General features: G+C 38.3%; 10 protein-coding genes and 1 riboswitch. Of the genes, 3 read left to right on the top strand and 7 right to left on the bottom strand.

The features are described from left to right. Positions 1-57: 57 nt before the first annotated feature. From ACIQLB_RS20380 to ACIQLB_RS20370, 3 genes are all read left to right on the top strand, one after another. Positions 58-789 carry an ABC transporter ATP-binding protein gene (locus ACIQLB_RS20380; protein WP_400730022.1) on the top strand — a complete coding sequence of 244 codons (732 nt, stop codon included), beginning with the start codon at positions 58-60 and terminating at the stop codon, positions 787-789. Next, positions 786-1,538, top strand: coding sequence for an ABC transporter permease (locus ACIQLB_RS20375; RefSeq protein WP_400730019.1), 753 nt, complete (start codon positions 786-788; stop codon positions 1,536-1,538). The genes ACIQLB_RS20380 and ACIQLB_RS20375 overlap by 4 nt, the downstream gene beginning before the upstream one ends. 78 nt (positions 1,539-1,616) lie before the next feature. After that, positions 1,617-2,591 carry a proline dehydrogenase family protein gene (locus ACIQLB_RS20370; protein ID WP_400730016.1) on the top strand — a complete coding sequence of 325 codons (975 nt, stop codon included), beginning with the start codon at positions 1,617-1,619 and terminating at the stop codon, positions 2,589-2,591. Positions 2,592-3,120: 529 nt separating this feature from the next. Here the strand turns inward: ACIQLB_RS20370 and ACIQLB_RS20365 are convergent. The 7 genes from ACIQLB_RS20365 to ACIQLB_RS20335 all read right to left on the bottom strand — a co-directional run bounded on the left by ACIQLB_RS20365 (position 3,121) and on the right by ACIQLB_RS20335 (position 14,275). Next, the gene (locus tag ACIQLB_RS20365) at positions 3,121-3,732 is read right to left on the bottom strand and encodes a response regulator (protein ID WP_400730013.1); all 612 of its coding nucleotides are present in this window, start codon (positions 3,730-3,732) and stop codon (positions 3,121-3,123) included. 15 nt (positions 3,733-3,747) lie between these two features. Next, entirely contained in the window at positions 3,748-4,893 is a 1,146-nt protein-coding gene (locus ACIQLB_RS20360) for a sensor histidine kinase (protein WP_483869707.1), read from the bottom strand. A 186-nt stretch (positions 4,894-5,079) separates the two neighbouring features. Further along, on the bottom strand, positions 5,080-6,111 hold the full coding sequence (gene desA, locus ACIQLB_RS20355) for a Delta(5) desaturase DesA (RefSeq protein ID WP_400730094.1): 1,032 nt from the start codon (positions 6,109-6,111) through the stop codon (positions 5,080-5,082). 428 nt (positions 6,112-6,539) lie between these two features. After that, a complete protein-coding gene (locus ACIQLB_RS20350; RefSeq protein WP_400730090.1) occupies positions 6,540-7,040 on the bottom strand; it encodes a GNAT family N-acetyltransferase in 501 nt (166 codons plus the stop codon). Positions 7,041-7,103: 63 nt separating this feature from the next. Beyond that, on the bottom strand, positions 7,104-10,535 hold the full coding sequence (metH, locus tag ACIQLB_RS20345) for a methionine synthase (protein ID WP_400730011.1): 3,432 nt from the start codon (positions 10,533-10,535) through the stop codon (positions 7,104-7,106). Then, positions 10,528-12,375 (bottom strand): bifunctional homocysteine S-methyltransferase/methylenetetrahydrofolate reductase, encoded by a 1,848-nt coding sequence (locus ACIQLB_RS20340; RefSeq protein ID WP_400730008.1) that lies wholly within the window; start codon positions 12,373-12,375, stop codon positions 10,528-10,530. The genes metH and ACIQLB_RS20340 overlap by 8 nt, the downstream gene beginning before the upstream one ends. Positions 12,376-12,662: 287 nt before the next feature. Continuing rightward, positions 12,663-12,762: riboswitch (SAM riboswitch) on the bottom strand. A gap of 124 nt (positions 12,763-12,886) precedes the next feature. After that, a complete protein-coding gene (locus ACIQLB_RS20335) occupies positions 12,887-14,275 on the bottom strand; it encodes a protoporphyrinogen oxidase (protein WP_400730005.1) in 1,389 nt (462 codons plus the stop codon). Between the last annotated feature and the right edge of the window lie 177 nt (positions 14,276-14,452).

Raw genomic sequence — 14,452 nt, 5'->3', positions numbered from 1 at the left:
TCCCTTTGTTTCATGCTACAGTTATTTTACCTATTAGTATAAAGGAGTTTTAACTTTATGAATACATCATATGAGCCTGCTATTCATTTTCAACAGGTCACCTTTTCATCGAATGACAAGATGATATTAAAATCGATTACTGGTTCTTTCCCAAAAGGAAAAATCACTACATTAGTCGGCCCTTCAGGTGCTGGCAAAACAACTCTACTTAAATTGTGCAATGGACTATTATCCCCTACAGATGGTCAAATATTAATTGATAATCAAAACATTTCTGCATACGAGCCAACCGCTTTAAGAAGACATGTAAGTATGGCTCTTCAAGCAGCCCCTATGATAGAAGGAACTGTATTGGACAATCTTGCACTTCCTCGTTCGTTACAAGGAGAAAAGCTTACAGAGCAAGAAGCCATCCACTATTTACGAGATGTCGGACTCGATCAAAGCTTTTTACAACGCCCTACGAATAAATTATCAGGTGGACAACGACAAAAAGTTTCTATAGCAAGAACACTTATTAATCAATCCTCCATTTTATTGCTAGATGAAATCACATCTGCACTAGACCGTCAATCCGTACAGGAAATTGAGACACTTATTGCTACAATCAATAAAAAGTTTAATGTCACAATCATTTGGATAACTCATAATTTACAGCAAGCACTGACAATCGGACACTATACATGGGTCATGATGGACGGGGAGCTTATCGAAACAGGAAAAAGCTCCTTACTTAACGCACCTAAAAATCCACGTGTCGCTGAATTTGTACAGGGGGTGAATGTATGACGTATACTTCGCTTTCCTTAACGTTAATTTTTGTTTTAATTCCTCTTCTATTGTCAAAAACCTTAAAGCTAGGACTTGAAAAAGATACACTCATAGCTACTATTCGTTCTATTATTCAACTACTTGCCGTCGGATACATTTTAAAATTTGTCTTTGATGCTCAAAGCTATATTTATATTGTACTTATGGTGGCATTAATGATTATAGTAGCAACACTAAATGCTCGTAAAAAAGGGAAAGGTATTAAAGGTATTACATGGAAAATAGCACTGACTCTCATTGTAGTAGAATTTGTTACGCAAGGAGTATTGCTTGGTTTTGATATTGTACCTGCAACAGCGCAGTATATTATTCCAATTAGCGGCATGATGATTGGTAATTCAATGATATTATCGGTTCTCTTTTTAAATCGTTTTACATCGGAAATTGCAAGTCATCAGAACGACATTGAGTTAATTTTATCGCTTGGCGGCACACCAAAACAGGCAATTCATCGACAGCTAATGAATGCGATAAAGGCAAGTATGATTCCTACAATTGAAAGCCAAAAAACAATTGGTCTTGTTCAATTACCAGGTATGATGAGTGGCCAAATAATCGGCGGAGCAGACCCTATTCAAGCGGTGCAATTCCAACTATTAATCATTTTCGCCCTGCTCACAGCAGCGACATTATCGAGCATAATGATAGGTTTTTTAAGCTATCCTGCACTTTTTAATGAGCGCATGCAACTACTTGAAGTGAAATAATTGTTATAGTAAAAACAATGTTTATTTTCTAAATTGTGCTATAATATAGAAAAAAGAAATGCAGTGAGGAGAATGACCATGTTATTACGCGATTTTTTCATCCATTTATCTGAAAACCAACTATTAAATAGTACTGCAAAAAAATACGGACTAAAATTAGGAGCACAAAGTGTAGTAGCTGGTACAAATATTGAAGAAACGATTGCGAGCATCAAAGAGCTGAACGCACATAAAATCTCTTGCACAGTAGATAATTTAGGGGAATTCGTTTCAACTGAAGAAGAAGCAACAAAAGCTAAAGAACAAATCCTTGCTGTTATTGAGGCTATTCATGAAAACGGCGTTGATGCACATATTTCATTAAAGCCATCTCAATTAGGTTTAGATATTGATGTTGATTTTTGCTACGATAATTTATATGAAATTGTAGAAAAAGCAGCAGCATATGATATATTCGTTAACTTTGACATGGAAGACTACGGTCGTTTACAAACATCCTTTGATATGGTGGAAGAGCTATCCAAAACATTTAATAATGTTGGCACTGTTATCCAATCTTATTTTTACCGTGCTAAGGACGATATCGAAAAATTCAAGGACTATCGCCTTCGTATAGTAAAAGGTGCTTATAAGGAGCCTGTAGAGGTTGCTTTCCAAGATAAATTGGATATTGATTTAAATTTCATCGAGTTACTCGAATATCATTTACTACATGGTAAATTTACGTCCATCGCAACACATGACCATAATGTTATTGCACACGTAAAACGTTTTGTAGCTGACAATAATATTCCACTTGATAAATTCGAATTCCAAATGCTTTACGGCTTCCGTACAGATATGCAAAAAGAGCTTGCAAAAGAAGGCTATAACTTCTGTGTATATGTACCATTCGGCGAAGATTGGTACGGCTACTTTATGCGCCGTTTAGCGGAGCGTCCTCAAAATCTTAATCTTGTTACAAAACAAGTATTTACGAAAAAAACGAACACAGTCCTTGCTGTAGCAGCAGGTGCATTCGTTCTTGGACGTTTAACAAAACGTAAAAAATAACCTTTAATAACCTTATCGTCTCTTTTAGGCGATAAGGTTTTTTAGTGTTGGCAAACAAAATGACCAAGGAGTTACGGCACTTTAAATGAGGGTGATTTCCTTCTAAGCTACCGCTTTCGTACGGATTTGCTGAAGTTTCGTTTAGTTTTATAACAATAAAATAAAGTAACATGCCATAAGATACATAACTATGCGTAGTGGTTGATTGGAGTGGAGGCTGGGCGACTCCTTGAGGATCAGCAATAGAGGAACGAAGGCTAAATGCATCACGTCCTGTGATAACGCCTTCGTGACCAACATCGTGTTGGCCCAAGCGGCTCATCGGACGTCCCCAGGAAGCTTTGCTCTGTGCGAAAGCGTAGTGCTAACGTAGCGGCAGCAACAAAGCGCCCAGCCGGAACGGAAATCAACTCCTCGTTTTGCCGAAGAGCCCTACTTTTTTTTTATGATACCTTAATTCATTTACATAATAGTTTTTCAACAACACAAAACCTTATCGTCTTTTATGCGATAAGGTTTATGATGTTTTTTACTTATTCCACCCTTTTTCCTTAAAACGTGCAATGGCTTCAATACGATTTCCAACATTTAATTTTTCTAAAATAGTGGAGATATAGTTGCGGACAGTCCCTGCCGATAAAAATAATTCTGCAGCAATTTCTTTTGTCGTCTTCCCCTCTGCAACAAGTGTCAGTACTTGGCTCTCACGGTCAGTTAAAGGATTTTCACTATCATCCTCATAAACAAAATCAACGAGTTCAGGCGCATATATTCTTTTGCCGTCCATAATAGTGCGAATAGCGCTGACCAATTCTTCTATCGGACTTTCCTTTAGGAGATAGCCACGAACACTAGCTTTTCTTGCACGCTCAAAATAACCCGGCCTTGCAAATGTCGTTAATATAATCACTTTACAATCAGAACCTGTGCTATGAAGTTCCTCGGCAGCATCCAATCCAGTTTTCACTGGCATTTCAATATCCATAACACAAATGTCAGGCTGATACTCTTCAACAAGCGCCAATGCTTCCTCACCATTTTTCGCTAAGCCGACGACCTCCATATCATCCTCCATACTAAGTAATGAACGAAGTGCGCCTAATAGCATACCCTGATCTTCAGCAATTACAATTCGTATCATGTCACACCCTCTTTTCTATATGTTCTTCAGATTCTCTTTGACCTTTTGATGCGTAATCGCCACTGGAATCGACACAGTTAATGTTGTGCCCTCTTCACTTTCGATTTTAAATGAACCGTTTATAAACTCTAACCGTTCTCGCATTCCCTTTAATCCGTTACCAGTTTTCCAAGCTTGCTTTTTGGTGATTCCTTGCCCATTATCACGAACAACTAAATATACTTCCTTAAAATTTTGATGGAAGGCAATTTCGCATTTTTTAGCACCACTATGTTTAACGACATTATTAACGGCCTCTTTTAAACACATAGATAATACATTTTCTACAAGTGGTGGAACTTGTAATTTATCTTTATCACCATCAAATACAAACTCCATTTCAGCGGCCTTTAATATTTGGGAAATGCGCATAAGCTCGTCCTCAAATCTAGTTGTTCGCATACCCGATACTAATTCACGTACCTCTTTTAATGCGATACTCGCCGTTTGACGAATATCCTTAATCTCTATTAGAGCTTGCTGTGGATCACGTTCAATTAACCTTGAAGCTAAGTCACTTTTTAAGCCTATCATCGATAACTTTTGACCGAGCGTATCATGTAAATCCCGAGCAATACGTTGACGTTCCTCAAAAACAATTAGCTCAGCTATTCGTTCATTAGCAGTTTCAAGCTGACCCTCTAAATTTTCGCGTTTATTTTTTGAATAAATCGTTAGTGGGAGAAGCACAACTGCTAGAATCGTTATAACAACAAATGGTAGTTGTGATAAAAATAAATGTAGCTCAACGAAGAAACCAACAACTGTAGAAATAACCGTAAAGCCAATATGTAGTCCATACATAATGTAGAATCCAACAGGTTTACGAATATTTCCAATGAAGAAAGCTGTGAAAATTGATAAGTACACATAGCCATACAATATGGTCATAACGATATTAATGACCATTTCAAAGCTAATCCACATATAAACAAGACCGTTATTCGAATTCATGGAAAATCGATAGAAAATAAAATATAGCATTAAAAATGTAATACCAATTGATATTTCTATATAGGATGATTTTCTAAAAATGAAGAAAAACGGTAGGAAACAGAAAATAATCCATAAATATACACTGAGCATTGGACTATTCGGAATAATACTGTGCCATTTCCTCATTATAATCTCACGCTCTTTCCTACTTTTCCCTCATTATAACAAGAAAATTAATATTATGCCTGCACATGGTTATTAGCGTGACAGCCGTACAATGGCATTTTGCATAGTAATTGCTTCATCTGCCATATACAACTCATTTATGTAAAACAGCCATCCCTTAGAAGAGATGGCTGAAATAATTTTTTACTAAGCAGCAAAACTGTCTTTTGCTTTACGTTTGATTATTTCACTAACGTCTTTAAAAGTGACAAACTTACCTTGATCTTCATCATATAACTTATAGCGTAATGATTCTAAGCTTGTACTTAACGTAATCGTCGTTGCAGTGTGTAATGGCGGTATTTCATTATGAGCTTTTTCAAGATTATAGTTTGGTACACGAGGAGCTAAATGATGTACATGGTGGAAGCCGATATTGCCTGTAGCCCATTGTAATAACTTTGGCAATTTATAATATGAGCTACCTTCGACAGCAGCCTTTACATAATCCCACTCTTTATCATGCTCAAAATAAGAATCCTCGTACGTATGTTGGATATAAAATAACCAAATACCAAGAGAACCAGCAATAAATAATGTTACACCCTGTACTAATAAAAATGCTTGCCAACCCATAAAGTAAACTAAAGATATACAAATTCCGGCAATAACGACATTCGTTAAATATGTGTTAAAGCGTTCCTTCTGTTTAGCGTCCTTACGATTAAAACGGTTTAATATTAAAACCATAAATAATGGTCCTAAACCGAACATCACAAAAGGATTACGGTAAAAACGATACCATAAACGTTGTCCTTTAGATGCTTGTAAATATTCTTCCACTGTCATCATATCAATATCACCGATACCACGCTTATCTAAGTTCGAGCTAGTAGCGTGGTGAATTGTATGTTCACGCTTCCATTTTTCGTATGGGAATGATGTTAACACTCCAGTTACAAAACCAACCCGGTCGTTTGCTTTTTTACTTTTGAAAAATGAACCGTGTGTACAATCATGGAAAATAATAAATGATCGTACGACAAGGCCAGAAGAAATTACACTTAACCCAACTGTTAACCATGGTGAAATATCCATTAACATATAGCCAGCTACCCATAGAGCGATTAACGGTACAATCGTATTGACCATTTGAAAAATACTTTTAGCTGTATCAGATTTCGCAAATGGTGCTACATCCTGGCGCAGTCTTTTTGTTTTTTCTTTATCTGTTGCCATCATTTTTACTCCCTCGTTTCCTTTTCCTTATGACCTCATCATAAAACAAGAATATAATCAAGCACAGACGCAAACATCATAAAAAGGATATGACATTTGTCATATCCTTTTATCTTTTGAATAAACATTAAATAATTTGTATCAATAAACAAAGGTTGATTTTCACTCCGAGTTGGCGCTTTCCGCGGGCTTGGCTTCAATCTCCTTGAAAAATCAACAACTCCTCATCATTAGCATAGGTAGACAAGCTAATCCAAAAGAATATTACTATTTATTACAATATCATAAAGATTAACTATGGAGGAAAATAATACTTTTCGATGCTCCTCACAAAATGCTGAATGTCGGGGTCAATTATTATTCAGCTTTATGCAAATAAACTAGAGTTTGCCTTCAGTTATGAAAGGATATGACATGCCATACCCTTTCTATGCTTTTGGTCCAGTTAACTGTAGTTGATAAAATACAAGATCTAGCCACTGTTCAAATTTATAGCCTGCATTTTTAATTGTACCTGCATATTCAAAGCCTAGTTTTTCATGTATTTTAATGCTTCCGTTGTTTTCACCATCAATACCCGCTACGAGTGTCTTCACACCTTGCTCTTTAGCAGTTCGAATAAGTTCAAGCATTAATTGTGTAGCTATTCCCTTTTGATAATGATCCTTATGCACATATACAGAGTGCTCCATTGTATGCTTATAACCTGGATATGGACGGAACTGACTATATGTTGCAAAGCCGGCTACATTGCCATTTTCGTCAAAGACTAGCAGTGGATTCCCAATCGTTTGCTGCTCCTTGAACCATTGTCTTTTTTCTTCTAACGATTGTGTTTCATATCGATAAACAGCTTTGCTCGTTAAAATAATGTCATTGTAAATATCTAAAACCTCAGGTAAATCTTTCTCTTCCATTAATCGAATCATCATGCTCACGTCCAAACTTTAGAAGGGGTTAATTACTATTAGATTTTACTACTTTTTCTGGCATCACACATTAAAGTACCTCGCATCTGGATGTGCAAAGACGATTGCTGAAACAGAAGCTTCAGGTTCCATCATAAAGCCTTCCGTTAAATGCACTCCAATGTCCTCTGGTTTTAATAAGCCAAACAATTTCTCTTGATCCTCTAAGTTCGGACATGCTGGATAGCCAAATGAGAAGCGCTGTCCTTGATATTTTGCCGCGAAACGATCACGCATCGTAAATTCTGTCGCATCTGGGAAGCCCCACTGGTCACGAATTTCTTGGTGCATACGTTCCGCAAAGCCTTCCGCAAGCTCAAGGGCTGTAGATTGTAATGCATGACTTTCAAGGAATTTCCCTTCCTCTTTTAGCTGACGAGCCTTCGCCATAACCCCTTGTCCTGCCGTTACCACCATTAAGGCAATATAGTCCATTTCACCGCTTTCAACTGTTGTTAGGAAATCTGCAAGACATAAAAACGGTTCAACTTGCTGACGCGGGAAGGTAAATCGTTCAATTTCTGTTTTGCTATCTGCTGGATCGTAAACGACTACATCATCCCCATCGGCTTGGGCAGGGAAAAACTGATACATACCTGATGGTTTCAACAGATCCCTTTGTAAATAATCGTCGACTAAATCTTTTAACTCCGTTGCTCTTGCATCGCCAGCATCAAGTAATTGCTGTACTTGACCCTTTAAACCTAGGTGATGTCCTAGTAATGTCCGCATATTAACATATGGATATAAATGCGAAACAGCATATTCTCTCTTTACATGGCGTCGCACATCAGCTGGAAGAAAGACAGTCGCTTCCTTTACCGTGCGCACAGGCTTTACAGTTATTTCTTTTGCAGGGCGAGCCGCTCTTTTTTCGTCTGCCTCTAAGCGTTTTTCACGCGATTCCTTAATTTCAGCTAAGAAATCTGCACGTGTATCTATCCCCATTAACCGATTTGCCTGCTCTAATCCTTGCATCGCATCCTTTGAATAAATGACAGGTCCATTATATTCGCCGGCAATTTTTGTTTCAGTAAAGCGACGGGATAATGCCGCTCCCCCTACTAAAATAGGTACGTCAATACCTGCTTCCTTGAAATCTTGAGCTGTAATAACCATTTGCTGCGCTGATTTTACAAGTAAGCCTGAAAGCCCGATGAAATCTGGCTTTTCCTTGCGAATCGCTTCTATTAACTGGGCAGGTGTTACTTTGATGCCAAGATCAATCACCCTATAGCCATTATTACTTAAAATAATATCAACAAGGTTTTTCCCAATATCATGCACATCGCCTTTTACAGTTGCAAGTACCATCTTCCCCTTGCCAGCACTCTCTTCATCTTTCTCCATAAATTGCTCTAAATGTGCCACCGCTGCCTTCATAACCCCTGCTGATTGTAATACTTCTGCTACGATCAGCTGATTATCGTTAAATAAGCTGCCAACCTCTGCCATTCCATCCATTAATGGTCCATTAATAATAGCAAGCGGTGTTTCGAAAATTTCACGAGCAGCCTCTAAATCTTCAATAAGCCCTTCTTTTGTACCCTCTAAAATATAGTAAGCTAAGCGACCTTCTACTGTTTTTGGAATATCTGCCTCTGTTTTTTCCTTCTTTTTATCACGATAGAAATCCGTAAAGACTGCTAATGTTTCATCATTTGTATGAAAGAGTAGATCATTTGCTAGCTTAATTTCCTCCTCAGGAATGGATGCATAACGTTCTAGCTTCTCCGTATTCACAATTGCATAATCTAAACCAGCCTGTGTACAGTGATATAAATACACAGCGTTTAATACTTCACGACCTACTGGTGGTAATCCGAACGAAATATTACTTACACCAAGCACCGTTAATGTACGAGGCATTTTTTCTTTAATAAGGCGAATTCCTTCCACTGTTTCAAGCGCTGAGCCAATATACTGTTCATCTCCTGTACCTACAGGGAACATTAGTGGGTCAAATATAATATCTTCAGGAGCAATACCCCATTTTTCTGTTAACAATTTATATGAACGCTCAGCAATCTCTAGCTTGCGGTGTCGATCAACCGCCATGCCTTGCTCATCAATTGTCCCCACAACTAAAGATGCACCATATTTTTTCACTAGCGGTAAGACTGCGTCAAAACGCTCCTCGCCATCCTCTAAGTTAATCGAATTAATGATAGCTTTCCCTTGAGAAAACTTAAGTGCTTCCTCAATTACTTTTTCATCTGTTGAGTCAATCACAAGAGGTACTTTTACTTTTTTTACAACCTCCTGCATAAAGCCACGTATATCCGCTAGTTCATCGCGGTCAGGATTTGCTAAACATATATCGATAACATGTGCTCCATTTTTCACTTGAGCTCGCGCAATTTCTGCCGCTTCCTCAAACTTCCCATCAATAATTAAATTTTTAAACTTACGAGAGCCGATGACATTTGTCCGTTCCCCAATAAATAATGGACGCATAGAATCGTCATACACTAATGGCTCTATACCTGATACTACATGACCATGTGTTGCATCTGGTAATTGACGAGGCTTTTTGTCCTTTAGCACTTCTCGAATAGCGGCAATATGCGCTGGCGTTGTACCACAGCATCCTCCAACTATATTCAGCCAGCCCTTTTCTGCAAAGCCTTTTAGCTTTTGTGACAGTGATTCAGGTGATTCATGATAGCAGCCTTCCTCATCAGGTAAGCCTGCATTCGGATAACAGCTAATATAGCCTGTTGAAAGCTCTGCTAGTGAACGGATATGATCCGTCATAAACTCTGGTCCGGTCGCACAGTTTAAGCCAACTGACAATGGTTTAATATGCTCGATAGAAATGTAAAAAGCATCAATTGTTTGACCAGCCAGTGTCGTTCCCATCGGTTCAATTGTTCCCGATATCATCACAGGTAGCTCTTTTCCAGTTGCTTCAAAGGCACGAGATACTCCCAATGTTCCTGCCTTAACATTTAGCATATCCTGACTAGTTTCTAGCAAAAGGACATCTGATCCGGCTTCGATTAATGCCTTTGCCTGAACATAAAAGTTTTCCTCTAACTCATCAAATGTAATACCACCTGTAACCGACAAGGTTTTTGTAGTTGGTCCCATAGCCCCCGCAACAAAACGTGGCCAATCGGATGTAGAAAACTCATCCACTACTTTGCGTGCAATTTCCACAGCACGTTTATTAATTTCTTCTGCCTTCGCACCAAGATCATATTCATTTAATACAAGTGGTGTACTTCCAAATGTATTTGTACAAATAATATCTGCGCCAGCCTCTAAATATTTTCTATGAACTTTTTCAAGCACATCTGGTCTAGTTAGCACAAGATTTTCATTACAGCCATCATATTCCTCGCCGCCAAAATCCTCTGCTGATAAATTTTCATTTTGTAGCATTGTACCCATTGCGCCATCAAGAATTAAAATTCGTTTCTCTAGTTGCTCTTCAATCAAGTGCTTAGCCATTTATACTTACCCCTTTTTTCTGTTCATCCAATTGCTCAATAAATTTCATCAATTCTAGTGTCATATCATAGCGTAAAAACGGTGTGATGAGGTAAATACCATTGAAATACTCCGCTGCTACTTCTACTAATTCCTTAGCAATTGCAATCCCTTCTAGTGTTGCGCGTTCCTTATCATCGCCACAAGCCTTCATACGGGCTAACGCTTCATCCGATAGTTTGATACCCGGCACTTCATGATGCAAGAACTCCGCACTTTTATAGCTCGTTACTGGCATAATGCCTATATAAATTGGTGTTTCTAAATGCTTTGTTGCCTCGTAAATTTCCACAATTTTTTCCTTTGTATAAACAGGCTGTGAAATAAAATAATCTGCCCCATGTTCAATTTTCTTTTCTAATCGAGAGACAGCGCGATCGAGCACACGTACATTAGGATTAAATGCAGCCGCTACAGAGAAATTCGCCTTTTTACGAAGTGGTTTCCCTGAGAAAGATACACCTTCATTTAACTGTTTTATTAATTGGATGAGCTCCATTGAAGAGACGTCATAAACGCTAGTAGCCCCTGGAAAATCACCTACCTTTGTCGGATCTCCAGTAACTGCTAAAATATCATGAATCCCTAGTGCATTTAATCCCATTAAATGTGATTGTAGACCAATTAAATTACGATCTCGGCATGTTATATGTGTCAATGGGCGTACCCCATGCGTTTCTTTCAGCAAGGCACCCATTGCGACATTACTAATCCTTGGAGAAGCGAGTGAATTATCTGCCATCATGACTACATCCGCGCCAGTTTCATATAACTTTTTTGCACCTTCAATAAAACCTTCGATTTCTAAATGTCTTGGTGTATCTAACTCCACAATAATCGAGCGTTCACGTTTTACTTTTACATGTAATGGCTCATAATTTGCTGGCTCTGCCTCACGTACAACCTCTACTTTTTCTGGCTTTGCATACTTTTCCTCGACCGGGGATAGCTCATCTAAGTACTTTTTCGCTGCAGCAATATGCTTTGGTGTCGTACCACAGCAGCCACCAATTAAACGTACCCCCTGATCACGAAGCTCTACAGCTGCTCGACCAAAATAATCTGCCTCCGACTCATAAACAACACGGCCATCCTCCAAATCAAGGAGAGAGGCGTTCGGATATGCTGACATAAATGCCTTCTTAGGAAGTTCTACTCCTTCGAATGCTTGTATAGTATGGTGAGGACCTAAGCGACAGTTAACACCTACGATATCAGCACCTAGCGCTTCAAGTTTATGTAAGGCGTTATTTAAGCTCATTCCATTTTGCAAAATTCCGGGTTCGTGCATAGAAACTTGAGCAATAATCGGTAATTTCGTTTTACCTCGTAGCATTGTTAAAGTCGCTGTTAGCTCTTCAAAATCATAATAAGTTTCAAGTAAAAGGCCATCTGGATTTCCTGCAAGTAAAACAGTTGCCTGCTCATCAACTGTTGCTAAAATTTCCTCTAACGTTGCGTCACTTTTACGAATACCACGGATTCCCCCAATAGTACCTAAGACAAATTGTCCACCATCTACCGCTGCTCGTTTTGCAATCGTTATCGCGGCTTCATTAAACTGCTGCACACGAGATTCTAATCCATAGCGGGCTAATTTTATGGCATTAGCTCCGTAAGTGTTCGTTTGAATAATATCGGCACCAGCTGCTATATATTCTCTATGAATCTTTTCAATTAATTCCGGTCTCTGTACATTCATTTCCTCATGGCAGTACTCCAAGCCATAGCCGTATAAAACCGTACCAATTGCGCCATCTGCTGTTAGAACATGCGTTTTTAACCTTTCAAGCAATCCCATAAAACTAGCCTCTCTTCCCTTTTCTATCAATTATGCCTCGGCATAATTGCGTCTGGAATCGGCTTTGTGCTTAGGCCTGCATGATGCAGGTTAGTTAGCCGTTATCGCATGGATGCGATGATTTTAGGCTAACATCCTTTTTAGCACTCCTTTCCGATTTCCATGACATCCGCCGGAGGCTTTAACTTCTTTCGGCGGATGTTTGGACACCCGCTGAAACAAGTTAAAATAAAAAAGCCTTCTTTTATAAAAAAAAAGAAGGCTTTACGTTTCGTAATTGTTTTTCCTTCTCATCTTCGACACAACGGTCTTCTGGATTTAGCACCTGACAATAAGTTGGTTGCTGAAGCTTCATAGGGCCAGTCCCTCTGCTTCTCTTGATAAGAATGTAGTATGAATTTTTTAAATAATTAAAAGAATCATATCCTTTACGAACGATTGAGTCAAGACTATTTCACAGAACAGAGGATAATTTTACGAAAAACATTATATTTTGATTCAATTCAAACAATTATGATAGTTTTTCAGCAAGTTCCTCACCAATTTTTTTACCATTTTGAATACATGCACCTATGCCCACTCCAAAATAAGAGCATCCCGCTATTGATAAATTTGGATAGTTTTTCTCAAGCTCTTGAACGAGGCCTTGCAACGCTTCACGATGTGCCAAGTCGTACTTGGGCATTTGGTCGATCCATTTTGTCACGTCAACAACAGTTGGTTTTTCCTCGATCCCCAAGCTTATTCTTACATCCTCTAGAGCAACAGCTGCTAACTCTTCATCAGTCATCATACGCAATCTCTCATACTCAGGGTTAATGCTCTTATAAAAAAGTCGTACAAGTAATTTCCCTTCTGCTGAGGTGTGTTTCCACTTGTGACTTGTCCACGTTGCTGCATTACAAATAACATCCGAATTATGTGACACAATATAGCCTGTTCCATCTGCTGGTAATCTATTATCGGGTACATCAAATCCTAAGTAAATTGTAATGGCGGATGCAGTATTGAATTGTTTAAAATAGCAGTTCAAAGATTCATCCTGCAATAAACTTTGTACCGCTTCATTTGGCAGTGCCATTACAACATGATTTGCTTCCATCATTTTACCGTTTGCTAATGTAACAGAGTATTGATTCTCCTGCTTTTTAACACTAGTAGTGGCTACCCCTTTTATAATTTCTACATCCGTTAATGTTTCTTCAAGTCGATCTATTAGTGATGATAAACCATTTTTAAATGAAATAAATTTTTTATTGGCTGCTTTCACAAACTGTTCTCTGTTTGCATCGAAACCTTTAATAATACTACCGTAATCATTTTTGTAATCGATTAAATAAGGTAACGTGGAAGCAATGGAAAGCTGATTTAAATCTCCTGAATATACACCTGCAAGTACGGGCGCTATTTGGTTTTGAACAAGCTCCTCACCTAAATAGTATGTTAAAAATTCCCCAATAGAGCTTTCCTTTGTAAACACTTCATTTGGCATTGTTAAATCTTTTAATGCTTCTTTTTTACCTTTCTCTGATACAAGCGTGCTTTCTTCAAGAGATTGTAAGCTCATAGGAATACCAAACGTTGAGTCTGCAGGGATGGCATGTAGCTCATTATTTGTGTATATATACGAAATGCCCGTTTCGTTATACACAAGATTTTGTTCAAAATTAAGTTCTTCTACTAACTCCATGACACCTTTATGACGCGCTACAATAGAATCTGCTCCTGTTTCCATGATGAAGCCTTGTTCATATGCAGAGTGAAGCTTGCCACCAAGGTATGTACTCTTTTCAACGAGTACAAGCTTTACATTTAAGTCTTTCTCCTGAACTTGGCGTTGTAAATAATGCATCGTACACAATCCCGTAATTCCGCCACCTAATACAACAACTGTTTTCATATTAACCGCCCCTATTTTTAGTTCTTTATTTCAGTATAAACTTTTTTTATCGAAAATTATGTTAAACCCTTTACAAATTTAGCAAAAATGGAGCTATCCAGCACATTGGATAGCTCCATCTTTTTCATATTCAAATAGCCTATACTCGCTAGAGGCTTTTATCTACCTAACGGAATT

The sequence above is a fragment of the Lysinibacillus sp. NPDC092081 genome, from assembly GCF_044755845.1.
Classification (GTDB): domain Bacteria; phylum Bacillota; class Bacilli; order Bacillales_A; family Planococcaceae; genus Lysinibacillus.
The sequence above is the reverse complement of the archived record's forward strand: the minus strand, read 5'-3'. Positions and strand labels throughout refer to the sequence as shown.